The sequence below is a fragment of the Anabaenopsis sp. NIES-4685 genome (assembly GCF_059725405.1).
This window is the reverse complement of sequence record NZ_AP043602.1, coordinates 3,288,288-3,313,037: the sequence shown is the minus strand read 5'-3', so window position 1 is coordinate 3,313,037 and position 24,750 is coordinate 3,288,288. Positions and strand designations below refer to the sequence as shown.

12 protein-coding genes, 1 tRNA gene and 2 pseudogenes are annotated in these 24,750 nt (G+C 41.9%); 7 read left to right on the top strand and 8 right to left on the bottom strand.

Translation table 11 applies throughout. The annotated features are described in order from the left end of the window. Positions 1–6: 6 nt before the first annotated feature. Complete coding sequence (locus AC6IZ0_RS14215; RefSeq protein WP_497723506.1) at positions 7–1,197, bottom strand: DUF1822 family protein; 1,191 nt, start codon at positions 1,195–1,197, stop codon at positions 7–9. 34 nt (positions 1,198–1,231) lie between these two features. Then, positions 1,232–2,419: a sigma-70 family RNA polymerase sigma factor gene (locus AC6IZ0_RS14210; protein WP_497723504.1), complete on the bottom strand. Its 1,188-nt coding sequence runs from the start codon at positions 2,417–2,419 to the stop codon at positions 1,232–1,234. Between the two features lie 380 nt (positions 2,420–2,799). Here AC6IZ0_RS14210 and AC6IZ0_RS14205 point away from each other — a divergent pair, with 380 nt between their 5' ends. The 3 genes from AC6IZ0_RS14205 to AC6IZ0_RS14195 all read left to right on the top strand — a co-directional run bounded on the left by AC6IZ0_RS14205 (position 2,800) and on the right by AC6IZ0_RS14195 (position 10,131). After that, entirely contained in the window at positions 2,800–4,581 is a 1,782-nt protein-coding gene (locus AC6IZ0_RS14205) for a ShlB/FhaC/HecB family hemolysin secretion/activation protein (RefSeq protein WP_497723503.1), read from the top strand. Between the two features lie 178 nt (positions 4,582–4,759). After that, the gene (locus AC6IZ0_RS14200; RefSeq protein ID WP_497723501.1) at positions 4,760–7,420 is read left to right on the top strand and encodes a two-partner secretion domain-containing protein; all 2,661 of its coding nucleotides are present in this window, start codon (positions 4,760–4,762) and stop codon (positions 7,418–7,420) included. Positions 7,421–7,563: 143 nt separating this feature from the next. Beyond that, on the top strand, positions 7,564–10,131 hold the full coding sequence (locus AC6IZ0_RS14195; RefSeq protein WP_497723500.1) for a CHAT domain-containing protein: 2,568 nt from the start codon (positions 7,564–7,566) through the stop codon (positions 10,129–10,131). A gap of 182 nt (positions 10,132–10,313) precedes the next feature. Here the strand turns inward: AC6IZ0_RS14195 and AC6IZ0_RS14190 are convergent, their stop codons facing one another. Next, positions 10,314–11,150 carry a DUF928 domain-containing protein gene (locus AC6IZ0_RS14190; RefSeq protein WP_497723499.1) on the bottom strand — a complete coding sequence of 279 codons (837 nt, stop codon included), beginning with the start codon at positions 11,148–11,150 and terminating at the stop codon, positions 10,314–10,316. A gap of 178 nt (positions 11,151–11,328) precedes the next feature. Here AC6IZ0_RS14190 and AC6IZ0_RS14185 point away from each other — a divergent pair. Next, a pseudogene (locus AC6IZ0_RS14185) lies at positions 11,329–11,592 on the top strand (ATP-binding protein); the annotation flags it as partial. A 336-nt stretch (positions 11,593–11,928) separates the two neighbouring features. On the opposite strand, the gene AC6IZ0_RS14180 reads toward AC6IZ0_RS14185, so the two are convergent. Further along, a tRNA-Gly gene (locus tag AC6IZ0_RS14180) sits at positions 11,929–12,000 on the bottom strand. An 80-nt stretch (positions 12,001–12,080) separates the two neighbouring features. On the opposite strand from AC6IZ0_RS14180, the gene AC6IZ0_RS14175 reads away from it, so the two are divergent. Further along, positions 12,081–13,223 (top strand): ABC transporter permease, encoded by a 1,143-nt coding sequence (locus AC6IZ0_RS14175; RefSeq protein ID WP_497726064.1) that lies wholly within the window; start codon positions 12,081–12,083, stop codon positions 13,221–13,223. A gap of 58 nt (positions 13,224–13,281) precedes the next feature. Here the strand turns inward: AC6IZ0_RS14175 and chlP are convergent, their stop codons facing one another. Then, the gene (gene chlP / locus AC6IZ0_RS14170) at positions 13,282–14,502 is read right to left on the bottom strand and encodes a geranylgeranyl reductase (protein ID WP_271733668.1); all 1,221 of its coding nucleotides are present in this window, start codon (positions 14,500–14,502) and stop codon (positions 13,282–13,284) included. Positions 14,503–14,747: 245 nt separating this feature from the next. Here chlP and AC6IZ0_RS14165 point away from each other — a divergent pair, with 245 nt between their 5' ends. Together AC6IZ0_RS14165 and hetI are read left to right on the top strand one after the other, a co-directional pair. Continuing rightward, positions 14,748–15,764: a sulfate/molybdate ABC transporter ATP-binding protein gene (locus AC6IZ0_RS14165; RefSeq protein WP_271733667.1), complete on the top strand. Its 1,017-nt coding sequence runs from the start codon at positions 14,748–14,750 to the stop codon at positions 15,762–15,764. Positions 15,765–15,951: 187 nt separating this feature from the next. Then, positions 15,952–16,668 (top strand): 4'-phosphopantetheinyl transferase HetI, encoded by a 717-nt coding sequence (hetI, locus tag AC6IZ0_RS14160; RefSeq protein ID WP_497723498.1) that lies wholly within the window; start codon positions 15,952–15,954, stop codon positions 16,666–16,668. Between the two features lie 42 nt (positions 16,669–16,710). On the opposite strand, the gene AC6IZ0_RS14155 is transcribed toward hetI, so the two are convergent. The 3 genes and pseudogenes from AC6IZ0_RS14155 to AC6IZ0_RS14145 form a co-directional block, all read right to left on the bottom strand. After that, positions 16,711–18,219: a thioester reductase domain-containing protein gene (locus tag AC6IZ0_RS14155; RefSeq protein WP_497723497.1), complete on the bottom strand. Its 1,509-nt coding sequence runs from the start codon at positions 18,217–18,219 to the stop codon at positions 16,711–16,713. A gap of 4 nt (positions 18,220–18,223) precedes the next feature. Next, positions 18,224–19,922: pseudogene (locus AC6IZ0_RS14150) on the bottom strand (PfaD family polyunsaturated fatty acid/polyketide biosynthesis protein). A 104-nt stretch (positions 19,923–20,026) separates the two neighbouring features. After that, positions 20,027–24,694 (bottom strand): PfaB family protein, encoded by a 4,668-nt coding sequence (locus AC6IZ0_RS14145; protein ID WP_497723495.1) that lies wholly within the window; start codon positions 24,692–24,694, stop codon positions 20,027–20,029. Positions 24,695–24,750: the final 56 nt, after the last annotated feature.

Genomic DNA, 24,750 nt, shown 5'->3' with positions numbered 1-24,750 from the left:
GGCTAATTAAACCACAAAATTTTCTATTATTTGCCAATCGTCACCAGAAATTTGGATACTAAAACATTCTCCCACCTCTCCATGAAAACGCGGCAATTGCACGTAGTTATCTTGTCCTCGACTTTGTACTTGATAAATTACCTCGGCTGATTCTGTAAGCAAAGCCAATTTTATATTAGCAGGTAGATAAGTTTCTCCATTAGCAGGATGTAATTGCACGCGAATACTAATTTCTGGGGTTGCTTCTGGTGAGAGAGCAATTAGTAACACCAGTTGTTCAGATTTTAGCTGCATTCCCAAGTCAATTAATTTGGCTCGTTTAACACCAGCACTTGCTAACCCAGAACCACTCCTAAAACTAAAAGCTAAACTTTGAGAATTTGTGCCAAAAAATGCTTCAATGGTTTGCCATGAGCCGTCGTAAATACCTGTCAGCCAATTACTCAGATTAACTTGTTTCCCGGAAAACTGTAACTCTTGTCTTGGTTGTCGCTGTTGATATAAACGCCACCGCCACTGTTGATTTTCTAGTAACGCTCCCCAGGTGATAAATGGTACTGATAATCTAGGAAAAGCTACAGCAGGATTTCCTAAACGCTGGCACAGATTTTCAGCTTGCGTAGCGGATAATTCTCCCAGAGGAGCTATAGCAGTTTTCATCTCTTCGGTGGAGAATTGGTAAGTCATCCAAAAAGCATTGAGGTCTTTAGTTAAATCCTGGGTATCTAGACAATAAGTTCTATCTACAGGGTCATAATTAGCCAATGATTTAAGTTCTTGATGGGTTGTATAGCCCCAAAATCTCACGCAGTTATCTTCTGTTTTCACTTGCACTGCTATATAATAATCTGCTGCCCAGTTGGGAATATCTACCCATTCTTGAGGTACTTCTAACTCACCATCATCTATTGCCTCACTGGGAATTAAGGCCACTCGCTTGTGTCCTAGTAAAACTACAGTACCATTGACAAACTCCCAAAAACCTGAAACGCCAGGTATACATTCCCAGGCAGTAGCTTCAGGAACATAATCTACTTGTATCCAATTTAAAAATACATCTAAGCAAATTTGATTAATATAGGCGCGCCAACGACTGCTAGGTGTGGCATAAACTTGGCTGTTTCGCCAACACTGCTCTTGAAGTGCTGGTGAAATTTCTAACTCCCATTCTCTGGGATCGGCAAATACATAACTCATTTTTAATGCTTTTTTATTAAAAGTGATTTTGAAATTAGATTGGGTGATCATTACTTCTGAGCCATTCCTCCAAAAGATTGGTCATATCTTTTATTTGGTTGGAAGTTATAGAAATATTCAATGTCTCCCGACTCCAGTTGATTAAGGCTGCTAACAAGGATTCTCTGGCTTTAATCAAGCGGCGAGAAACCGTAGGTTGGCTAATCTGTAATTTTTTAATAATATCCTGTTGAGTCAGTCCCTGTTGGTAGTAGAGTTTAAGTATTTCTTGGGTTTGGGCATTAGATACCTGTAAAGCTTTTGACAAGACAGATTTCATTTGAGAAAGTTGATTTTGGCGGTTTTGCGCATCCTCTTGGGCTAGGATATCAGCAATTAATGAGTCTGAGGAGGGGTCTGGTAAATCCAAGGTGATGTTAGAGCCATCTTCCGATTTGAGTGCATCTAGAGAACTCACTGGTGGATAGAGATAAGCGCGCAGGTAGGTAGCAGTACGAGTTATAATCTGTTCAATTGTGTTTGCACTGCATTGTGGAATCTGTTGACTTAATTGGTTTAGTCGTTCGCTGTTGTAGAGATTGGCGACATCTTCCCAAAGTTGGCGATTTGGTTCTGGTAATTTACTATTAGCTCCCACCTGGTTTGGGACATAAAGTTCTTTAAAACAACACCAAACTAAACGATGTTGGGCAATTATGGCTGGTGATAATCCAGCCTGTGATAGAGATGCTAATACCTGCTTTTTGCTCACTTTGCGTAACAATGCCCAATTAGTGCAGCTATCCGCTTCCTTGCGTTGCCGTAAAATATCTTTTAGCCGGGTGGGAATTGCTATTTGAGCATAGGCTTGTAAATTACTGCTAATTTCAGGTTTAAAGCCTTTGAGGATATTTTCTATCTCAGCATTTGCCAGCTGGAAGTAGTCAGCTAGACTATATTCATTGATGGTAAATTTAGCCACAGTCTTGTGAGCCGCCCAATAACATTGTTCTTGTAAATAAGCAGACAAGTGCCTCTTGGCAAGAATATGGGATTGGTTCTGCCAGTGTTTGTGCCAATAAATTGCCCAAAAGTTTTTGGCATTCGATGCTTCTGGGGTTTCATTTAAGCATTTTTTGATGCTACGATCCAAGTTGGGATCTGTTAACCATTTCTGGAATCTACCTGCATCCAACTGGGCGAATGTTGAGAATAATTCGGTAATATCTTGGCGATAACGCATATACTCATTAAAAATAAACTTTTTTTAGCGAAAAAATGGTGATTTTATGAAAATTTGGCAACTTATACTAGTTTATCTGAATAAGAAGATCCGCGCAAGATGTCATACTTGTGTGTGTAATCACACAACATACACCAATAAAATGGTAATCCAAAAGCAATTGAGGAAGTACGGGGATGGGAATATTATCCTTTTTGCGCAACTAAGCAAAGTATTTACCAGCAACTCAATCACACAGTTGCTTAAGTCGCTTGATTCGCCTTTTAGTCATAGTTGGTGGACGTTTTTAGTCAAAATATCTATTTTTAGGCTAAGAAATGAAGTAATATTCACATCTGAAGCCTTAGCTGTACCACTGTGCTCAACAACATTCTCATCACATGATGTATCAATGCCGAAAAACGCTAAAAATCTCTTGGTATATTATAAGTATTTTTCTGTTAATAAATAGTATTAATAATCATCCTTCATTGGCTCAAACTGTTGATAATACACAAATATCAAATGGTAATTTCAGGCGATCGCAACAATTACCGCCCCCCCAAGATATTCAACCCCCCGCCCCATCTCCCCTAGAAACACCCCAACCACTCCAACCATTACCACCACCAGCACAACTACTCCCACCCTCTTTTCCAGATACCCAATCTCAGCCACCTACACTAGAGGATGTTCCGCAAACTATTACGGTTCAAAAGTTTGATGTAGTGGGTAGTACAGTATTTAGCCCAGAAGAGTTAGCCAAGGTTACCGCTGAATTTACTAATAGACCAATTACTTTAACTGAACTGTTTCAAGCTCGCGACCAAATCACTGAATTATATCTTAACAAGGGTTACATTACTTCCGGTGCATATATTCCACTGCAAGCAATTGATTCGGGTGTGATTAAAATTCAGGTGCTTGAAGGTAAATTAGAAGATATCCAAATTAGTGGTACGCGCCGACTCAACCCCAATTATGTCCGTAGTCGTTTAGCATTAGCGACATCAGTACCCCTAAATCGAGATAAGTTACTAGAAGCACTACAACTACTGCAACTTAATCCTTTGATTGAAAACTTGTTCGCTGAATTGTCAGCAGGACTAAGTCCAGGCACAAATTTGTTAGAAGTACAAGTGAGGGAAGCAAAATCTTTTAGTAGCGAAGTAGCCTTAGATAATGGTCGATCTCCGAGTGTGGGTAGTTTTCGCCGTGACCTTCAACTCAAAGAAGCTAACTTACTGGGTGTGGGAGATAGTTTGAGTTTAGCTTATGCTAATAACGATGGTAGCAACAGTTTTGATAGTAGCTACACCTTACCTCTCAATCCCCGCAATGGTACAATCAGCTTTAATTTCGGCACATCATCTAGTAATGTGATTGAAGAACCGTTTAATATTCTTGATATTCAATCTTCATCTGGTTACTATGAGCTGACTGTTCGTCAACCCCTCATACAAACCCAGGGGGGGGAGTTAGCTTTGGGATTGACGGCTTCACGGCGAGAAAGTGAAGCTACTTATATTGAGGGAGAACGTTTACCTTTTCCTTCCTTGGGTGCTGATGACCAGGGGCGCGCACGCATATCTGCATTACGGTTTTTTCAAGAATGGACAACTCGTAATAGCCGCCAAGTGATTGCGGTGCGATCGCAATTTAATCTGGGTATAGGCGCGTTTAATGCTACTATTAATAGTGATACTCCTGATAGTCGGTTTTTTTCCTGGCAAGGACAAGCCCAATGGGCGCGCCTGTTAGCACCAGAGACTTTATTGATTGTGCGTGCTAATACTCAAATAGCATCTATAAGCTTGCTACCTTTAGAACAGTTTGGTATAGGTGGTATAGATAGTGTGCGGGGTTATCGCCAAGATTTTCTGTTAGCAGATAATGGTGCTGTAGCTGGGGCGGAAGTCCAAATCCCAGTGGTGCGGTTATCCCAGTCAAGAGGAGTATTACACGTGATACCTTTTATTGATTTTGGGTTAGCCTGGAATAATTCTGGCAAGAATCCTGACTCTAACACATTAGCAGCCGTGGGTTTAGGTTGGCGCTGGTCACAAGGCGATCGCTTCACAGCACGTCTTGACTGGGGTATTCCTCTTGTATCTGTTGACTCCCCAGACAGAACATGGCAAGAGAACGGGTTATATTTTTCTGTATTTTATCATCCTTTCTAGTATGTATATATCTGTATGAAGTTTTCATAAACTTCATATAATCGTATTCAGTGATACTTAAGAAAATGGTAATATGCCCCCAAAAGCCCAGTTTTAATAAAAAACAGTAGTGATGGGATTTACCTATATTTGCCCTTGGTTCCTAGTAAGTAGCCTGATCTGCTTGAGTCTAACTTTTTTGAACTCAGCCAGAGCGGAAATCATCCCAGATAATACTCTAGGTCATGAAAGTTCGGTTGTCACCCCTAACCAGACTATCAATGACATTTCCAGTGACATAATCGATGGGGGTGCAATTCGCGGAGTCAACCTATTCCACAGCTTTCAAGAATTTAATATTGACTCAGGAAGAGGGGCATATTTTAACAATCCCAGTGGCATCGAGAATATTTTAACACGGGTGACGGGAACTAATGTTTCTCATATTTTGGGGACACTGGGGGTTTTAGGTAATGCCAACCTCTTTTTTATCAATCCTAATGGAATTGTATTTGGAGAAAATGCGCATTTAAATATTAACGGTTCTTTTATTGCCAGTACAGCCAATAGTATCAAATTTGCAGATGGTACACTGTTTAGTACCAGGACATCAGAAAGCGCCCCCCTACTAGCAATCAGCACCCCCATTGGTTTGCAATATGGGAAAAATCCCGGCACAATTCAAGTCAAAGGAGATAGTCAGGGTTTTGCCATTAACACTACAACAGGGTTGCAGATCCAACCCAATCAAACCTTAGCTTTAGTCGGTGGTGATATCAGTCTAGAGGGAGCAACACTAAAGACGAATGGGGGAACATTAGAATTGGGAAGTGTTGCAGGAGAGGGTTTAGTGAGCCTTTCTCCTACAAGCCAAGGCTTTTCCTTGGACTATGATGGTGTGGAAAATTTTGGTAACATTCAACTCAGCAACGAGACAAACATTGATACCAGTGGTATTATCCGTGGCGGCGGAATCCAAATACAAACAGGTAATTTGCAAATCAGTCAAGGGTCGCGCATTGCGTCATTTACCGCAGGGCCAATCTCAAGTGGAGATATTAGAGTCAACGCTACAGATTCCGTAGAAGTGATTGGTACAGGAAGATTTGAGCAAGCCTTTGCACAGATTATAGATCCCACAGTCAATCCCTCTGAGTTTCGCAACGGCTTTTTTAGTGTCACTGTTGGTACTGGAATGGGGGCAAATTTAGCCATAAATACGGGTAAATTGATTCTCAGGAATGGAGCTTTTATACTTGTTTCCACTTTTGGTCAAGCCAGAGGAGGAAATGTTAATGTCAACGCTTCTAAGTCAGTAGAAGTAATTGATTCTTTATTAGCAACAGGAAATCGCTTTGGTAGTAATGGAGACGCTGGCAATCTCAGCCTTAACACACAGAATTTAACTCTTCAGGATAGAGGATTAATAGGAACTAGTTCATTTGGCAATGGTAAGGCGGGTGATATTAGCATTACATCCAGCGACTCAATTGACATGACTGGAGGTAAAACTTTTTCAGAATTAATTGTTGCTACAGGTATTAATACTAGTATCAGTTCTTTTACTTTGGGTATTTCAGATGCAGGAAATATAGATATTAACACGAACAAGTTAACTCTACGAGATAGGGCTCAAATTTTGGCTAGCACTTTTAGTTCAGGTAATGCAGCAAAATTGGTATTGAATACCTCCTCCATACACGTGATTGGTTCAACAACTCAAGAATCTAATAATCTGACCACTGGATTTGGTAATATTGCTAACCCTGGTAGCACAGGAAATGCAGGAGAACTTATAATTAACACCAGTACTCTGTTAATAGAGAATGGAGGGCAAGTTGGCACTGCTACTTTTGGTAGAGGAAATGCAGGAAATATGAGATTAAATGCCTCTGATATAAAAATAATTGGTATTAATAGCAACGATGGAAATCCCAGCGCCTTATCTACTAGTTCTGAGTCAAGTTTTGCGGCGGGGGCGGGTAACCTGACCATTAACACTGATATTTTGCAAGTACGGGATGGGGGAGCTATTGTTGTACGTAGTGAGGGATTAGGTACAGCAGGTAGTTTAAACGTGAATGCCCATTCCATCCGTTTAGATAACAAAGGCTTCCTTAGTGCTGATACTCGTGGGATTAGTGCTGACCCCAATCAACAGCAGGCAAACATTAACTTGCGCTCCCAAAATGTGATTATGCTTCGCAACAGCAACATCACCACCAACGCAAGAGGGGAGAATGTAATTGGCGGTAACATCAATATTAACACTGACTTCCTAGTCGCCGCAGAAAATAGCGATATTAGTGCAAATTCTACTGATTTTCGTGGAGGTCGAGTAACAATTAATGCAAAAGCTGTTCTGGGCAGTCAGTCCCGCAATGCACTCACCCAAAACAATGATATTACTGCCACAGGGGCAAGTCCAGAATTTACTGGTACGGTAGAAATTAACACACCAGAGGTTGACCCCAGCAACGGTTTAGTTACACTACCCTCAAATCTAGTTGATCCCTCCCAGCTTGATAACTCTTGCAGACCTGGAAGCACCCAAAGTCAGAGTTCCTTCGTCGCTACAGGACGAGGCGGTTTACCATTGAGTGCCACTGAACCATTACAAGATACCAGTACCCTAGCACAGTGGGTGAAGCCTAGAACCGCTCCACCAAACTCCGCCAAAGTTGAAACCGAGCCACAAGCATCAACAGTGATTACCACTTACCCAGTTTCTCCTCCTCCCATTGTGGAAGCCTCGGGTTGGGTAGTTGATGCTCATGGTACTATCTACTTAGTAGCCCAAGCTCCAGAAGTTACTCCTAGCAGTCTTGGGCAAACATCTGCCTCTTGTCCTGTTCGTTAGAAAATGTCTGAAAAATTGGAACAGGAGAGTATCAAATGGCGTTAATTAATTTTGGTAAATTCAAGTCAATAAGGCTTCTGCTGGCAAGGCAAGTAGTTAAATTATCGTTTCTATATGTAATATTATTTACTCTAACTTTTATAATGACTATTACCCCCCTTACCTTTGCTCAACAACCAGACACATATCCAGTAGGTAAAATTCATAGCCACAACAGCCAATTTTCAACCACAACACCACAGCAGCTTTTGGAACAAGCAGAAGCTGAGTATCAAGCAGGAAACTTAACCCAAGCAGTAACTATTTTACAAAAAGCTAACCGTATCTATGAGCAACAGAGCGATCGACTGGGACAAGCCGCAGCCCTAAGTAACCTCTGTCTGGTATATCAGCAGATGGGCTCGTTGACAGAAGCCTCACAAGCTATCAAAACTAGCTTAAATTTACTAGGTTGGGATGAGAAACAGCAACAGCTACAAATCAAGACCCAAAACCCAGAATGGCTGGAAGTGTTGGCGCAAACTTTAGACATTCAAACAGGACTGCAACTGGGACTGGGACAAGCAGATATATCCGTAGAAACTGCCCAACAAGCAGAGGGAATTTGGCAGCAATTAGGTAACAATGCCGGAGTAACCCGCAGTAGTATTAACCAAGCACAAGCTTGGCGGATTGCTGGCTTTTACCGTCGGGCTGTAAAGATTTTGTCCTCAAGGGAGCAACAGTTAAAAAACGAACCAAATTCACCCATGAAAGTGGCAGCTTTGCGTTCTCTTGGCAATACTTGGCAACAATTGGGGGAGTTAGATAAATCCCAGAAAACATTACAACTAAGCTTAGAAATTGCTCAAAAACTGCAACTACCTTCAGAAATTAGCATGACAGAATTGAATCTTGGTAATACTGTCAGAGCATTAGGTAATACTGAAGATGCGATCGCCCATTACCAGCAAGCTGCGGCCATTGCCCCCCAGCTACTCACCAAAGTTCAAGCTCAAATCAATTTGCTCAGTTTGTTGGTTGAGAATAAAGATATAGCAGCAGCGAAAGAATTAATCCCGACAATTCAATCCCAACTTACTAATCTACCTAATAATCAAGCTAGTATTTATGCCAGTATAAATTTTGCTGATACTATCATTAACATTGGTAACAAAGAAGATATTGCCCAAATTCTCGCCAACAGCGTTAAACAAGCCAGAGCTATAGGTAATCAGCGTGGAGAATCCTATGGGTTAGGAATTTTAGGAAGATTGTATGAGCAGAACAATCAGTGGCAAGAAGCCCAGGATTTAACCGAGCAAGCATTATTAACCGCTCTGGGAATCAATGCTTCAGATATTGCCTACCTTTGGCAGTGGCAGTTAGGACGCTTATTGAAAGTCAAAGGAAACATCCAGGGTGCGATCGCTGCTTATGATGCCGCCGTTTCAACACTCCAGTCTCTGCGCAGCGATTTAGTCAATGTCAACCAACAAGTACGCTTCAATTTCCGAGATAGTGTGGAACCCATTTATCGCCAATCAGTGGAACTGTTATTACAAGAGTCAGGAGAAGGGAAACCGGATTTAGACAAAGTAAGGCAACGCATAGAAGCATTACAAATAGCAGAATTAGATAATTTTTTCCGAGAGGCTTGCTTAAATAATGAATTTGTGCTGCTTGACGAAGTAGTAGACCGCGATAATCCAGATACAGCCATTTTCTACCCAATTATTTTAAACAATAAATTAGAGGTTATCCTCAAACTTCCCAAACAACCTTTGATGCACATATCCCCTCAAAGTAACTGTACCTCTCAAGATAACTGTGTGAATTTAGAGGAGGTAATTACAAAAATGCGAGAAGCAATAGTTGAACCCAATACCCAGAAGAGACTTAAACAAGAATCGCAAAAACTTTATAATTTGTTAATTAAACCTGTGGAAGCAGATCTGCAAAACAGTGGAGTTAAAACTTTAGTATTTATACCAGATGGTTCTTTGAGAAATATTCCCATAGCTGCATTGTATGATGGCAAAGAGTACTTAATCCAGAAATATGCTGTAGCTTTGAGTCCAGGACTGCAATTATTTACCCCCAGACCTTTAGTACAAAGAAAAATAAATACCCTAGTAGGAGGACTATCACAACCACCCAAAAACGAAAATTTTACCCCCCTTCCCTATGTCCAGAAAGAACTAGATTTAATGCAAAAATTGGGTATAACAACAAGTACACTTTTGGATCAAGATTTTACTAAAGAAAACTTACAACAAAAAATTAATATCCAACCTTTTAGAGTAGTTCATCTAGCAACACACGGAAAATTTAGTTCCAAAGCAGAAGAAACTTTCATTCTAGCAGCAAACGGACGCATCTATGTTAAAGAATTAGATGGATTACTCAAAACTAGAGAGCAAAATCGCACTGAGCCAATTGAATTACTGGTTCTGAGTGCTTGCGAAACCGCAGCAGGAGATAACCGCGCTGTTTTGGGATTAGCAGGAGTTGCTATTAAAGCAGGAGCGCGGAGTACCTTAGCATCTTTATGGCAAATTGGTGATAACTCCACTGCTTTATTTATTGGTGAATTCTATCGTCAGTTAACAACTGGCGAAGTCACAACAGCAGAGGCTTTACGCCTTGCTCAATTAAAACTGCTCAATGATCCTGTATATAATCGTCCTATGTACTGGGCTCCCTATGTGTTAGTTGGTAATTGGTTGTAGAAATTATCTCTAAGAGGATTAGGACTTACGCAACTGGCACAGGCGATCTGCTTGCAGCAGCGCTTCGCTATCGCTAAATGAAAGTACATTGGTATTATACAGGACTTACGCAAAATATGACGAAAGTATTGGTAAGTCCTAATTAGGTATCTCGGTGACTACCCTAATTTATTGGCAGTTTATTAATAATCAACCAAAGGAAAGGGGGCTATGTTCCCTAATCCACCTGATTGTAATAAACTTTGCCAACCTGCTACTAAAGACCCATCATCAGAATTAGCAAAGCGTAGTTGTCCTAACATTGTCAAAGCATCAAACCAAATACCATGAGCAGCATAAATGGCAATTTTTTGTCGCTGGTCTATTGTTCCTTGCAATTGTTGCTCTAAACTAGGATTCAAATTTACTCTTTGAATGTCTCCTTCTACGTAGATAGGAACACTCGCTCTTTGTTTTTGATGACAACGAATTTTCAAGAACCAGCGATATGTTTTACCTACTTGCAATGGTGCCACAGTAGATGGAACAGAAACACCAATGACACCAGAATTGTCTGTAAGGGTGATGTTTTGCTGGTTATAAATTTCGGTTTCTTCGCTATCCTGTAAGACAAATTCACCACTTATATTAGTGTAGGGAACATAAAACCAAAATGTGGGACGTTCAGAGGTAGTTAGTCCCCACACATCTACTGGCGTTGATATATTGGTTTGTTTGCTAGTCGCTACGCGCTCTTGAAAAGGGACTAAAGCCGTCAAGGGAGTTTCTACCGCAGGACAATCATTACGGCTACCCATTCCGCTTCTACGTCCAGATATAGTATTTAATCCAGCAGGGGGTTTTGGTGGAACAAAAACTGGTTCAGAGGTTCCGTTAGTAGGTACAGTAGGTACAGGAGGGGTTTTGACTGATTGTACAGGTGGTTCAGTATTTGCAGGTAGGTTAGTTTGGGCTGTTACCTGTGCTGGATATTGTAAAGTACTACTAAACACCAAAGCACTCGCTAGAATCAACTTCATAGATTTAGATAGTAATTTGATCAGCTCGACATTATCCTACAGGAATTACGTAACTGTCACCAGTTATGGCAGTAACTTTAAAGGTAGCGATCGCTAAAGGAAGAGTTTAGTTTTAAAGCCCCGCATAGGGGCTGTTTTCGACTTTAGGGGGAAATAATCCCGATAGTTATCAACACAGGGCGGTAGCTTAGAACGAGAATACGCCATAGGCTCCGGGAGGATGGATATATGTTTGCGTTATGGGGATGTGGTCTTAGGGATGGAATTAAAGGTATGGAAACAGGGTAAACCCGACCCATTACAGCAAGGATTGATACAATTAGATAAATATTTATCAGGATTAAATTTAGATACAGGATGGTTAATAATATTTGACCGTCGCCCCGACTTACCCCCCCCCATCAGTGACCGAACCACCACGGAAATAACCCTGAGTCATTAAGTACGAAATATTATATTAACTAGAAAGTAGCTATTTTTGGATTTGTTAACTGTTGACTGTTGACTGGGAAGAGGTGTGACCATCAACAGTTGGCCAGGGAATAAATTAAGCGTCTAATAGCAAAAGTCCACTAAAAGTGGACTGGTAAGTTACATATAATACTCTAGAAAATGATTGTTAACCCTATTGATAATGTTATATTCAACACCCAGTCGGATTTATCCGACTTCAGCTATCAGACAGGGGTTTATAACCCCTGGCTCCCGGTTGTCGTAGCTCTTAAACCCTGACCCGCCAACCGTCAACCGTCACCTTAAATCACCTGGAAATACTCAAAGCGGGTGATGGGACTCGAACCCACGACGTTCACCTTGGGAAGGTGACATTCTACCACTGAATTACACCCGCAGTGAAGACAGATGGAGTAGAAAAATAAGATATTAGTAATTGTACCATAATAATTACCGTTTATGGAAGAGGCAGAAATTATGAATTGGTGGCAAAAACTGCGGAAAAACCCTTTGGCGCGATTTGGGGCAATTGTGCTGTTAATTTTCTATATAATGGTAATTGCTGCTGATTTTGTCGCTCCTTATAATCCTCTGGCTTCACAGCCTAATGGTTCGCTGTTACCACCAACTCGGGTTTATTGGTTTTCTCAGTCAGAACGGGGAAAATTTATCGGACCCCATGTATATCCTACTGTTCAGGGCGATACTGATTTAGAAACGGGCGATCGCCAAATCATAGTAGACTTTGCTCAACCAACACCCATCAGGTTATTTGTCCCTGGTGCGGAATACCGACTATTACAGTTAACTTTACCCCTTCCTCCCAAGTGGGAAGAGGTGACTATTTTACCCGGTATTCCTTTAGACTGGCATTTATTTGGGACTATAAGTGATAGGGATGGCGTAGCTAGTCCCACAGCCTTAAATATTTTAGGTACTGACGACCAAGGACGCGACCAATTCAGCCGGTTAGTATATGGTGGTCGGATTAGTTTATTTATTGGGATTATTGGGGTATTGATTAGTTTTCCCCTAGCTCTAATCATTGGGGGTATTTCTGGCTACTTTGGTGGTTGGATTGATAGCGTAATTATGCGGTTAGCAGAAGTGCTAATGACTTTCCCAGGGATTTATCTGTTAGTGACCTTGGGTGCAGTTTTACCACCTGGTTTAACCAGTACCCAGCGCTTTATCTTGATTGTAGTGATTATGTCGGTGATTAGTTGGGCGGGGTTAGCGCGGGTAATTCGGGGACAGGTACTATCAATTAAGGAGCGAGAATTTGTACAAGCAGCAGTAGCAATGGGTGGTAAACCAATTTACATTATTATCCGCCATATTTTACCACAAACTGCCACCTATGTAATTATTTCTGCTACATTGGCGGTTCCGGGTTTTATTGGTGCGGAAGCGGTATTAAGTCTGATTGGTTTAGGAATCCAACAGCCTGATCCTTCTTGGGGGAATATGCTATCTTTGGCTAGTAATGCTTCAATTGTGGTGTTGCAACCTTGGTTAATTTGGCCGCCAGCTGCTTTAATTATTCTAACTGTGCTGTCTTTTAATTTACTTGGTGATGGGTTGAGGGATGCTCTGGATCCCCGCAGTCTGCGCAGATAGAGGGGAAAAAAAGTTTCTTCCCCCCTATACAGATGGTTTAATTTTCCCGCTGCTGTGCTTAGGGAGCCAGGGCGTTACCGCGAATCAAACTACCAATAGTTTTAGCAGTAATTTTCAGTTGGGTAATGGGGTTAGCGGGGACAACTGTTTTATACAGATAGCTGTCAAATGTCAGCTTCTGTACATCTAGGTCATCGCACATTTCGACAAATGCTTCCCGGGTAGCATCGGAACGATAGAAGACAGTTTGCAGAATGTCTAATACTTTGTAGGTGAGTCCATATTTTTTATCCCAGCGCTTCAAGTAAACCTTGAGGTCTTTTTCTGTGGGAATGGTTGCACCATTGTTAGACATTTCCACAATGGTTTCTGCACACATCCGCCCGGACTTAGCTGCAAAGTAAATACCTTCGCCGGAGGACTTGGTAACGTAACCAGCTGCATCGCCTACTAACGCAATGCGACCGACAACGCGACGAGGGCGGGGATGCTCTGGGATGGGGTGAGCTTCTACTTTGATAATTTTGCCGCCCGCTAGCTTTTTGGCTGCACGGGTGCGGATACCAGCTTGTAACTGTTTGATGGTGGCTTTGTTGACTTGCATTGTGCCGGTACCAACAGCTACGTGGTCATATTTGGGGAATACCCAGGCGTAGAAGTCGGTGGAAACGTCGTCACCGACGTACATTTCCGCTAGGTCGTTGTAATACTCCATTTGCTCTTGGGGGAGGCGAATCCGCTCTTGAAAGGCGATCGCATAGTTATAATCTCCCGCATCCATTTCTTTGGCAATACGAGAATTAGCCCCATCCGCCCCTATAATTAAATCTACTTTTAGGGTTTTTGTAGTCCCTTGTAAACCGCCTTCGCTGTGGTCTACATAGTGGATTTTATAAGGGTCGGTATTATTTGTGGGTATATCAACTTTATGAACTGTGGCATTAATTAAATTTGCGCCTAGTTTTGCCGCCCGATTGCGCAGGAAACCATCTAGGACTTCCCGGCGGCACATTCCTATATATTCTTCTTCTTTTACTATATTGATATTAACCTCACGATTGGAAGGTGAAATCATTTTCATCTTCCGCACACGGCGATCAATAATCTCTGGTGGGAGGTCAAACTCAGCCACCATACACAGGGGAATTGCACCGCCGCAGGGCTTCGCATTATCTAGTTTTCGCTCAAATAGGTAAGTTTCAATCCCCGCTTTTGCTAGCGTTTCCGCCGCAGATGAACCAGCAGGGCCTGACCCAACAACAGCAACCCGTAGTGTCAAAGGTCTTCTCCCAATAGTTGATAAAAACGTTTAACTAGAGCATCCTATCACGGAGTTTTGTCTAGTTTCCCGCTCTACCTTCAGGTTTTGAAGGAAATGCAATATTCCTTAATGTTTCGATACAAAAACCAGGATTAGACACCACCAGAATCACATTTATTGCTCCTGGGTCAGCTTATCTGTGGTATATGTAAAACACGGTAATCCTAGCAAGAAGCCGTAGATTGCATTCAAGAGGTACAGTAGTGGGTATAGTAGTTGAGAACGTATCTAAAAATTTTGGGAACTTTCAAGCGGTAAATCAAGTCAATCTGGAAATTAACAGCGGTTCACTGGTGGCTTTATTGGGTCCATCAGGTTCTGGTAAATCCACTTTGCTGCGGTTAATTGCAGGGTTGGAAACCCCAGATAGCGGTAAAATTTTACTGACTGGTAAAGATGCTACATATCAAAGTGTCCAAGAGCGCAATATTGGATTTGTGTTTCAGCACTATGCCCTATTTAAACATTTGAATGTGCGTCAGAATATTGCCTTTGGTTTAGAAATTCGCAAAGCACCGGCCAAGAAGATTAAGAACCGGGTAGATCAGTTACTAGATTTAGTGCAACTAAGTGGATTAGGCGATCGCTATCCATCACAGTTGTCCGGTGGTCAGAGACAAAGGGTAGCATTAGCCAGGGCTTTAGCTGTAGAACCTAAAGTATTATTACTAGATGAACCATTTGGCGCACTTGATGCTAAAGTGCGTAAAGATTTGCGGGCATGGTTACGCCGTCTCCATGATGAAGTTCATGTGACCACTGTTTTCGTCACCCATGACCAGGAAGAGGCTATGGAAGTTTCTGACGAGGTGGTGGTGATGAATAAAGGGCGTGTAGAACAGGTGGGAACACCAGCAGAAATTTATGACAATCCGGCGACGGCTTTTGTCATGAGCTTTATTGGCCCTGTGAATGTTTTATCTAACACCTCAAATATTTTCCAGAGCACCGGCTTTGATTCAGCACATAGTCAAGTATTTTTACGACCCCAGGATGTGGCGATTTCCAGAGAGCCTCATGGTAATACTGCACCAGCTACAGTGACTAGGTTAATACATTTGGGTTGGGAAATTCAGATAGAATTAACTTTAGATGATGGCCAGGTGGTAGCGGCGCATTTAACACGCGATCGCTTTAATGAGTTACAGTTAGAACCACAAGAACGCGTATATGTCAAGCCAAAAGATGCAAGGTCTTTTCCCCTACACTATTCGATTTAGCCATAGGCTAATGAATTAACCCACAATAGCGGTTTGAATAAAAAAACCCCCGATCGGCTATAAAATAGCTGATCAAAGGGTTCAATTTTAGTACTTTGCACATGAAATGTATCCCACATGAATACTGTATCTGTCCTTTTTTAATTATGTGTGCCAAAATGCCAGGTTAATGTCAATCATGTAATCCATGGCGGTTTTTAATCATTTGTGGCTACCTGTACCAAAAAACTTGACTTTATTACCAAATGATGTTCATGTTTGGCGGTTTCACCTGGATATCCCAGAAGCACAGCGGGAAAATCTATTAGCAACCCTATCGGGTGATGAAGTTGCTCGTGCTAATCGATTTCATTTTCACCGAACTGGAGAACATTTTATCGCTGGTCGGGGTATTCTGCGGCGGATATTGGGTAGGTACTTGGGGATTGAACCGCAACAGGTGCGATTTGATTATCAAGAGCGTGGTAAACCAGTTTTAGCAGATGCTTTAGGTAAAACTGGACTATGGTTTAACTTGTCTCACTCTCAGGGTTTAGCTGTGTGTGCGGTGAATTATCATCGTCAAATTGGTGTAGACTTAGAATATACCCGCCGCAGCTGTGATGTAGAGAGCTTGGCGAAAAGGTTCTTTTTACCCAGAGAATATGCTTTGATGCGATCGCTATCTCCTGAACAACAGCAAGAAACATTTTTCCGTTACTGGACTTGTAAAGAAGCCTACTTAAAAGCAACAGGAGAAGGACTAGGTAAATTAGAACAAGCGGAAATTAGCTTAACTCCCACAGAACCGGCCCGGTTACATAAATCTCAGTGGAGTCTGTTGGAGTTAAACCCTGAGCAATATTACTTAGCTGCTGTGGTGGTGGCTGGCAATATTGATAACTTGCATTGTTGGCAATACTGATACAAGTTTAGTCCGGGGATGGGACTAAACCTGATCAACCCACTAAGCAAGAGTTAAAAAGCCAGTTTGAACTAAGTAAGAAGTGTAAGTCATCAACAATTGAGAATCAATTGGGGGACAAGTAATAGAACCACCTGACAAAGCCTTCAAAGTAGCTTGACAACTAATAATTGGTCTTCTGGATTGCAGATATAAATCAGGGATAGTCAACTGTTCATCAGACCAGCGTTCTAGTAAAAAAGGACGCAGGGTATATAAAGGGTTATCTGTAGAACAGACATCATTAATTAACTTTGATTGCCACTCTTCATAGGGAATCATCTCTATGGGATAACCAAAAGATTTAACCCATTCTACCAAATCTTTTAAAGAAATAGGTTGAGGATGTTGTAAATGGAAAGCCTGACCAAGAGATTCTGGCTGTCTTGATAGGTAAACAATAGCCTTACTGACATAATCAACAGGGGACATATCTAACATATAGTCTACATCAGGGAAAGTCCCCATTTGTAAACAGCCCTTAGTCATCAAATTGATAAAATCATGGGTATTACAAATACCTGTTTTGCTATCCCCTGCAATTAATGGTGGTCTGTGAATAGTTACAGGTAAACCGCGGTCACGGGCGACCTTAACCAACTTTTCCGCCACCCATTTAGTCTGAGAATAACCTAAATAAATACCTTCCCAATGGTCAAACTCATCTTGTTCTTCCACCAAATGACCAGCATAAGCAGAGGATTCAAACACCGCCACACTAGAAACATAATGTACAGGCTTAACTTTAGTGTGACAAGCTAACCGCAAAACCTCTTGAGTACCTAAAACATTAGCTGTTTTGAGTGCCGAATAAGGATAGACATAATTAAGCAAAGCAGCACTATGATAAATAGTATCAATATTGCTAGCTAAAATTTGGAATTGTTCAGGATTAATCCCCAAAAGTGGTTGAGCCAAATCACCCACAACAGCAATCAGTCGAGAATTAAACTTTTCATCCCAAATTGCATACTGCTGTAAATTATTTTGCAGTTTAGTTTTAGCTTCCAACCCATTAGCAGCACGGACTAAACAATATATATCCGCATCAGTTTCTTGGAGTAGTTCCCGGATAATAAAAGCGCCTAAAAAACCAGTTCCCCCAGTTAAAAATATATGCTTAGGTATCGCTACATCCACACTCACAGCGTTAGCAGGATCAATAGTGGGGTCAAGGACAACTTCAGCCGCTAAGTTGAGAACCATAGGGTTAAGTTGAGCCTCTGGAGAGGTATCTAAACCTAATGGAGATTCTAGGCGATCGCTCTCGGCTAAACGTTGGGAAAGAGACTCAATATTAGGATAGTGCCATAAAAGAACTGGGGATGGTTGAAAGCCCAACATTTTTTCTAACTGACTGACCAGAGTCATGGCCTGTGCTGAATCTAAACCATAGTTTTCTAAATTCTCCCTGATATCTATCTCATCAGTTTCCACCCCGATTAACTCAGCCAAATGAGTAACTAACCATGCTTGAATATCCGCCGCACTATGAGATGGTTGTAGAGTCATTTTTTTAAATCTCCAATAATTGAGAAGAATCTGGACAATACTGACTGTAGACTTGAGGAATTTCCATTCCTTGGATTTTTAAGCTTTGAATACGATATAAAAAAGCTGCTCCCTTCATGATGTGATCAGCCACATCAACCACCCGACGATTATGAGGTTCAGCTAAATAAGAACCGCGCACCCAGTCATTAAAACTACCCATAGCTGGGCCACACCAAATCTGATAATCCACCTCTCGACCCTTTTCACCGGAAGTAGACCAGCGGGAAGATAATCCTAAATAAGAGCGAAAAATTAGCGCCATTTTCAGCTTAGGATTATTAACAGCCTTCCCTAATTTTGCCGGGTTTTTCTGGGATAAATAAGTAGCTGTTGCTTCCCAGACTTCCGCTAGAGTTTTGCGGAAAATCTGCTTTTCTAATTTTTCTCTTTCTCCTGGGGGAATCTCTTCAATTGAGTTGTAGGTACGGTACAATTCATACAACTTTTGCGCTCGCATGGGAAACATAGTTCCCCGTTTGAGGACTTGTAATTTTACCCCCATTTCAAACATATCAGCAGCGGGAGCCATGGTCATATCCGCCATTTCAGCTTGAGCCAATAATTTTTTAGTATGGTCACAAGCGCCAGACTCGACACAGGATTGATTAATAGAACCAGTCATGACATAAGCAGCACCCATCATAAAAGCTGCTAAAGCTGATTGGGGTGTAGCAATTCCCCCGGCCACGCCAATTCTAACTGGTTGCTGGTAATGAAATTGTTCTTGAATTTCATTCCGCAAAGCAATAATAGAAGGTAATAAACAGACTAAAGGGCGATTATCTGTATGTCCGCCAGAATCAGCTTCGACAGTCACATCATCAGACCATGGGTACTTGGGCTGCAAGTTTGGCTTGTAAATCAGTAATTAATCCTTGTGCGAGTAGTTCTTGAAGGATTTTGGGGGGTGCTGGTTGGAGAAATTTGGTAGCTACTTCTCGACGGGAAACTTTAGCAATGACCTTATTTTTGATTTCAATTTGATTGGCATCATTTAAACTCAGCCCGGCAACCCGGTAATATACTATATTCGGGGTTAAATCTAAAAATGCCGAAGCTTCTACAGTTCTTACCTCATATTTGAGGTATAATTTCACAGCCTGGCGTTCCATAGCCAAATCATTGGGGCTGTGAATTAAATTGAAAGCATAAGGACCATAGGGTAAAGCGGCTTGAATAGTTTTAATAGCTGATTCTAGGCGTTCTGGGGGTAAACCACCTGCACCAAAGGAGCTTAAGATTTTAGCTTGACCCAGAGCAATCACCATTTCTTCAGAAGCTATTCCCCCCGCCATTGCACCGGTGACATAGGCATATTTTACCCCATGAAATGCTAGGAAATTGGGGTCTCCTAGTTGTTGCAGAGTGATGGGGGGGATGAAAGTGAGCAGTTGTGCTGTTGCTGTAGTGTTAATCGGCACTCGTAAGATTGACGATGTATTTTCCACAGAGGATAAATACCCCTCATGGGTAACACCAATTTTTCCCCCAACTTTGACAAAGTAACAGGGTTTATTTAATGTGAGTAGTTTATCTTTGATAGCTGAATTATCAAAAGATAAAGTATCTAAAGAACCTTTCCAGATCAGGTTTTGAAATTGGCAATGAGGGGCTTGCAGACTATTATTGTATTGATTTGGTAGCGTATCTACGGGGGTCACTGTAGTTATACCTCTTGTCAATGATGGTTTATTAAGTGTGAATGGGGAGGTTTTAGTAACCCCATGGATGTGGTGATCTGGTGTGTGCCACCTCCCCAAATTACTTATCTATCTGCATTCAATAAATTTTCAGCACAGGCTAACTGCAATTTAATGATCTCGCTCATCTGTTGACTAAAATATTGTCTGGCTTGGAGGAAAGCAGAGTGATTTTTTGTGATGCGGTTGTTGTTTGCACTCAGTTCTTTATACTGAGTCATGTTTAGTTCCATGATTCTAATTGTGTGCTCAAGGTGGTTTTGGGCTGGAGATGACACAATTAATTGTAGAGTTTGTTGTTCCCAGGAACCGACTGACTCAGAAGATTGTAGTGTTTCTAGAGCCTCAAAACCGTGTTCCATGATATTTTTTGTGGGCTGTTCTGCGGGTATGGGCGGATCCTGGCGATCGCTCTGATCTGATTCGGTAGATAATGGTATGTTTTGGTGCAGTTTTTCAACCCGATAATTGTGCGGGATATCTGAGAATAATTGGCGGTTTTCTGGACTCAATATACTGTTGGTAATTGATTTACCGCCCAGGGTAACCTTCTGGAGAGTTAAGTTATTTTGTTTAGTGGTTGCTGTGGTGAGATTGTACAGAGGTGATAAATCTAAATTAACCCGATGACTGACCAGTTTTGCCAAGGCTTTGACTATAGAGCTGTGGTCATCCATACCTCGGCGATTCAGGGATATGGTGATGTGTTCTTTGTTTTCTAAGATTTTACCAATCCATCGGGAACAAACACCACCAGCGCCAACCTCCACAAATATTTTCGCCCCATCATCGTAGACACGGTTAACTAATTGGGGAAAGTCAAGTTGTTGACATAGTGCGGTGGCGATGCTGTCGGCTATGACGGCGCTATCAAGTGCGATGGGTTGATACTTAGCTGCTGAGTAAAAAGTTATGCCTGGTAGGTCTTGGGTAGGTAAAGTATTAACCTTGGCTATCTCTTCGTACTCTGAACCCATGGCTTTGCAATGAATTACATGATCGAAGGGTGCGGCGAAGGAGTTACAACCAAGGGATTTAATCACCCTCTGACAAGCTGTTTTTTCACCCGCGATTAACACTTCTTCCGGTGTGTTGATTTGAGTTAAATAAACCCGCGGCTCATGTTTTAGGCATTCTTCCACTTGAGAGGGTGTAGCCATAAGTACATAAGTAGCCCAGAAGTTATCATCTTGTAATTCTGTCGTATCGGTCAACCCCCAATACTGACGCACAGCATTTTTAGGGCCAGATAATTTATCGCCAAACAAAGGGGATGAGTTCAAGGTATTACTACCGCCCTCAAAATCACTCCAAACCCCTTGGGCCACCATCATGCTGGTTTCACCCAAGCTATAGCCAAAGACGCATTGGGGTTTGACTTGAAAATCATCCCGGAAAATCGCACTCATGTATCTGGCGAAGGCGATTTCACTTTCAAACATCGCCAGGGAATCATCTAACAGTTGCTTTTCTAGGCTTTCTAGTTGTCTGGTGGAGAGTTTAGGGAAGCTGCGGGGATAAACTAATTTTTCCACATCAGCAGCACGGTTGTAGAGATTATTACTCTTGAGGTCTTCAAATACCTTGGGGAATAAACGGAAGACTGTCCGACCGATACCAATGTAGGAATTAACAGCAGCGGGATAAACGTAAGCCACACTAGCGGTTTTACCCAAGGGTTTGGCTGTAAAATAACTACCGTTAGGACTTTGCCAATCTGTACCTTTTTCAAAGGCTGTGTTTACACCTTTACGAGCCGCATCAATTTGTTTAAGTAGTTCTTTTTTATTACGTCCGGTAATTGCTAGAGCATATTTAGCTTCTGAACTTTCTTTAAAAGTTGTGAAAGTCTGACTCGCAGTAGTGGATAAACAAGAACTATCTTCAATACTTTGTTGCAGGCTATTTAAAACCTCTTCTAAGTTACCTTGATCCCGCACTGCTAAGGGTAACAGGTAAAAAGGCATTTGCTGTAAATACCGACTGTCGCGCAGTTGTTGGTTTGGGTCTTCTGACAAGATGACATGAGAGTAAGTGTCATCTATACCTATGTTATTGATGGCGGCTATGCGGCGGGTGGCTCCTTTATCGACAAACCAAGGTCTGGACTCTGTAACCACATAAAAAGGACTACCCTCCCATTGTTCTGGTGTCTTGACACTAGACCATTGAGGAGTAGCAGGAATATATCTGTAATAAAGACAGAGTGCAGTTTTAATTAAACTAGCAATTCCTGATGCCGTATAGGTATGACCTATATTCGCCTTTACACTACCAATGGCACATTGTAAACCATTAGCACTTTGGGGATAAGCTTGTAATAAACCGTTAATTTCGGCTTCGTCTTGTTGAAGAATACCACTACCATTCACCTCAACATAATTAACCTGTTGAGGTTGAATTTCTGCGGTGTGAAAAGCTTGTTGACAAGCATCATTTAAGCTAGATGCAAAACTTACCGCCTCGAGTACAGCATAAATCCGTTGGTTATCTTGTTGAGCAGTGTCATGACGCTTGAGGACAACTGCACCAGCACCCTCACCGACCATCCAACCATTAACATTCTCATCAAAACTTAAAGTATTGATCCCTTGATTTACCTGAGCTAATTGACTCCGCAATAAGACATTTTCTACACCACCAGCCAAATCTATCGCACCCAAAACCACAGCCTCCACCTCCCCAGCCGTCAACAGCATTTGTGCCACTTCCAAGGCTTTAAGAGCAGAGTTTTCACCCGCGGTCATGGTGAAGGCGGGGCCGGTAAAGTTCCACAAAGCAGAAATGCGACTAGCCATAATATTGGCAATGTGACTGACATACTCCCCAGTTTCAACGGGATGGTGGAGACTGTCTTTAACAACCCCTTCTAGTTGGGCGAGGTGTTCATCAGATAAGCAAATATTATCCTCTAATAAACCCTCTTTCAACTGCCAGGATAAATCCCATCTTTGCTGTAATTGATGTACAGAAAGTTCGGTTTCTGCAGCCACAATTACTGCAACATTTCCCCCTTCTTTGAGTCCCGCATCTTTAACGGCGCGGTCGGCAACTTTTAACAGTAACAGTTGTTGGGGATTGAGTTTTTCAACTTCCTTGGGGGGGATTTTATAAGCTAAAGTGTCAATATCAAAATCTTGGATGTATGCCCCTACAGGTGGTTTACCATCTGTTAAACCATACTGTTGCAGTAAGCTGGTTTGCTCCTCTATACCTTGCCATCTAGAAGGGGGTAAGGGGATAAAATGCTGGGTTCCTTGATAAATACTGCGTTCAAAGGCATCTAATCCGTTACATCCACCGAAAAAGGCATCCATACCCACAATGGCAATTTTAGCCGGTGGTGTCGGTGTTGTATGTTCTGCTGGTGAGGGTGTAGTACCCTGTTCAATAATTAAATGGGAGTTTGTCCCCCCAAAGCCAAAGGCGCTGATTGCGGCTCGTTTAATTGGCCTATTATTGTGAGGCCAAGGCGTGGCTTTTCTGACAATTTTATCACTGGAAATAACATGATTGTCTGAGGTTAAAGGTGTATCAATATTAATGGTAGGTGGGATGACTCCCTCAGACATACTCAAAATTACCTTGGTCAAGCCCACCATACCCGCAGCGGTTAATAAATGTCCCGTATTGGCTTTAGCGGAACCCACCAGGGGGGAGGCTTGATGTTGGCCAAAAAAGGTATCTATGGAATTGAGTTCAGTTGTATCACCTAATAATGTGCCGGTAGCATGACATTCTAAATAATCGATGCTTTGGGGGCTGATTTGTTGCTCACTATAAGCTCGTTGAAAAGCCAGGACTTGTCCTTTAGTGTTGGGGCTGAGTAAATGTTTACCTTTACCATCGTTGGAGAGTCCATTACCGCAAATTGTGGCCAGGATATTGTCACCATCTCTGACAGCATCGGCGTATCTTTTGAGTACTACCATACCCACACCATCACCGGGAATCAAACCTCTGGATGTCTTATCTAGGGGGCGACTGGTACCATCTTCTGCAAAGCCTTGGACTCCAGAAAAGAGCATCCGCACAAATAGGGAATCTGCACAACTAATGGCTCCCGCTAACATCATGTCAGCTTTATGGGATGATAGATAATGAGAGGCTAGTTTGATGGCATAAAAGGATGAGGAACAAGCAGCATCTAGACATAAATTAATTCTAGATAGTGATAAGGCTTGAGCAACTATGGATGCTGGTAAGCCGGAAATCATCCCATTGTAAACAGATGCTTTGATTGCTGTTGGTAAAGGGGCTAAATGAATATTTTCATCTTGCAAAAGTTCTTTAAGCCCAGGTGCGATCGCTTGCTGATAAATAGGGGAAAATAATTGATGGGAAAGTTTGGTGGGGAAGGACAGATTACCAAGAATTACGCCACACTCAGCGAGTAGCTTTTGATTACCCCAGTACCCACTGTTACTAATGGCTTGTTTAGCAGCGTACAATGACCATTTAAAGGTATCATCTAAACTGGCGATTAATTCTGCGGGTAGGTTGTAACCAGAGGGGTCAAATTCAAAATCCCGGATATATCCACCTTTGAGGGAATAGGTTTTATCTGCTGTCCCTTTAACTGGATGGTAAAAAATGCCGGGATCTACCCCTATTTCGCTGATGGCGGCTGATGATGTAGCATCTTTTTGAGAAACAAGATTTTGCCAAAATTCCTCAGGGGTTTTAGCATCGGGAAATAAACAAGATAATCCGATGATGGCTATTTTTTCCATTGTTATATCCTCAACATCTGCGGGGTATTTAAAACAAAGTAGGATTTACGCACTTA

What these genes read in the sequence shown, in the direction of transcription:
- AC6IZ0_RS14175 (WP_497726064.1), top strand. Translation starts at nt 12,081, where the DNA reads ATGAATTGGTGGCAAAAACTGCGGAAAAACCCTTTGGCGCGATTTGGG.
- AC6IZ0_RS14195 (WP_497723500.1), top strand. Translation starts at nt 7,564, where the DNA reads ATGACTATTACCCCCCTTACCTTTGCTCAACAACCAGACACATATCCA.
- AC6IZ0_RS14155 (WP_497723497.1), bottom strand. Translation starts at nt 18,219, where the DNA reads ATGACTCTACAACCATCTCATAGTGCGGCGGATATTCAAGCATGGTTA.
- AC6IZ0_RS14210 (WP_497723504.1), bottom strand. Translation starts at nt 2,419, where the DNA reads ATGCGTTATCGCCAAGATATTACCGAATTATTCTCAACATTCGCCCAG.
- AC6IZ0_RS14215 (WP_497723506.1), bottom strand. Translation starts at nt 1,197, where the DNA reads ATGAGTTATGTATTTGCCGATCCCAGAGAATGGGAGTTAGAAATTTCA.
- AC6IZ0_RS14145 (WP_497723495.1), bottom strand. Translation starts at nt 24,694, where the DNA reads ATGGAAAAAATAGCCATCATCGGATTATCTTGTTTATTTCCCGATGCT.
- hetI (WP_497723498.1), top strand. Translation starts at nt 15,952, where the DNA reads ATGGCGGTTTTTAATCATTTGTGGCTACCTGTACCAAAAAACTTGACT.
- AC6IZ0_RS14190 (WP_497723499.1), bottom strand. Translation starts at nt 11,150, where the DNA reads ATGAAGTTGATTCTAGCGAGTGCTTTGGTGTTTAGTAGTACTTTACAA.
- AC6IZ0_RS14205 (WP_497723503.1), top strand. Translation starts at nt 2,800, where the DNA reads ATGATGTATCAATGCCGAAAAACGCTAAAAATCTCTTGGTATATTATA.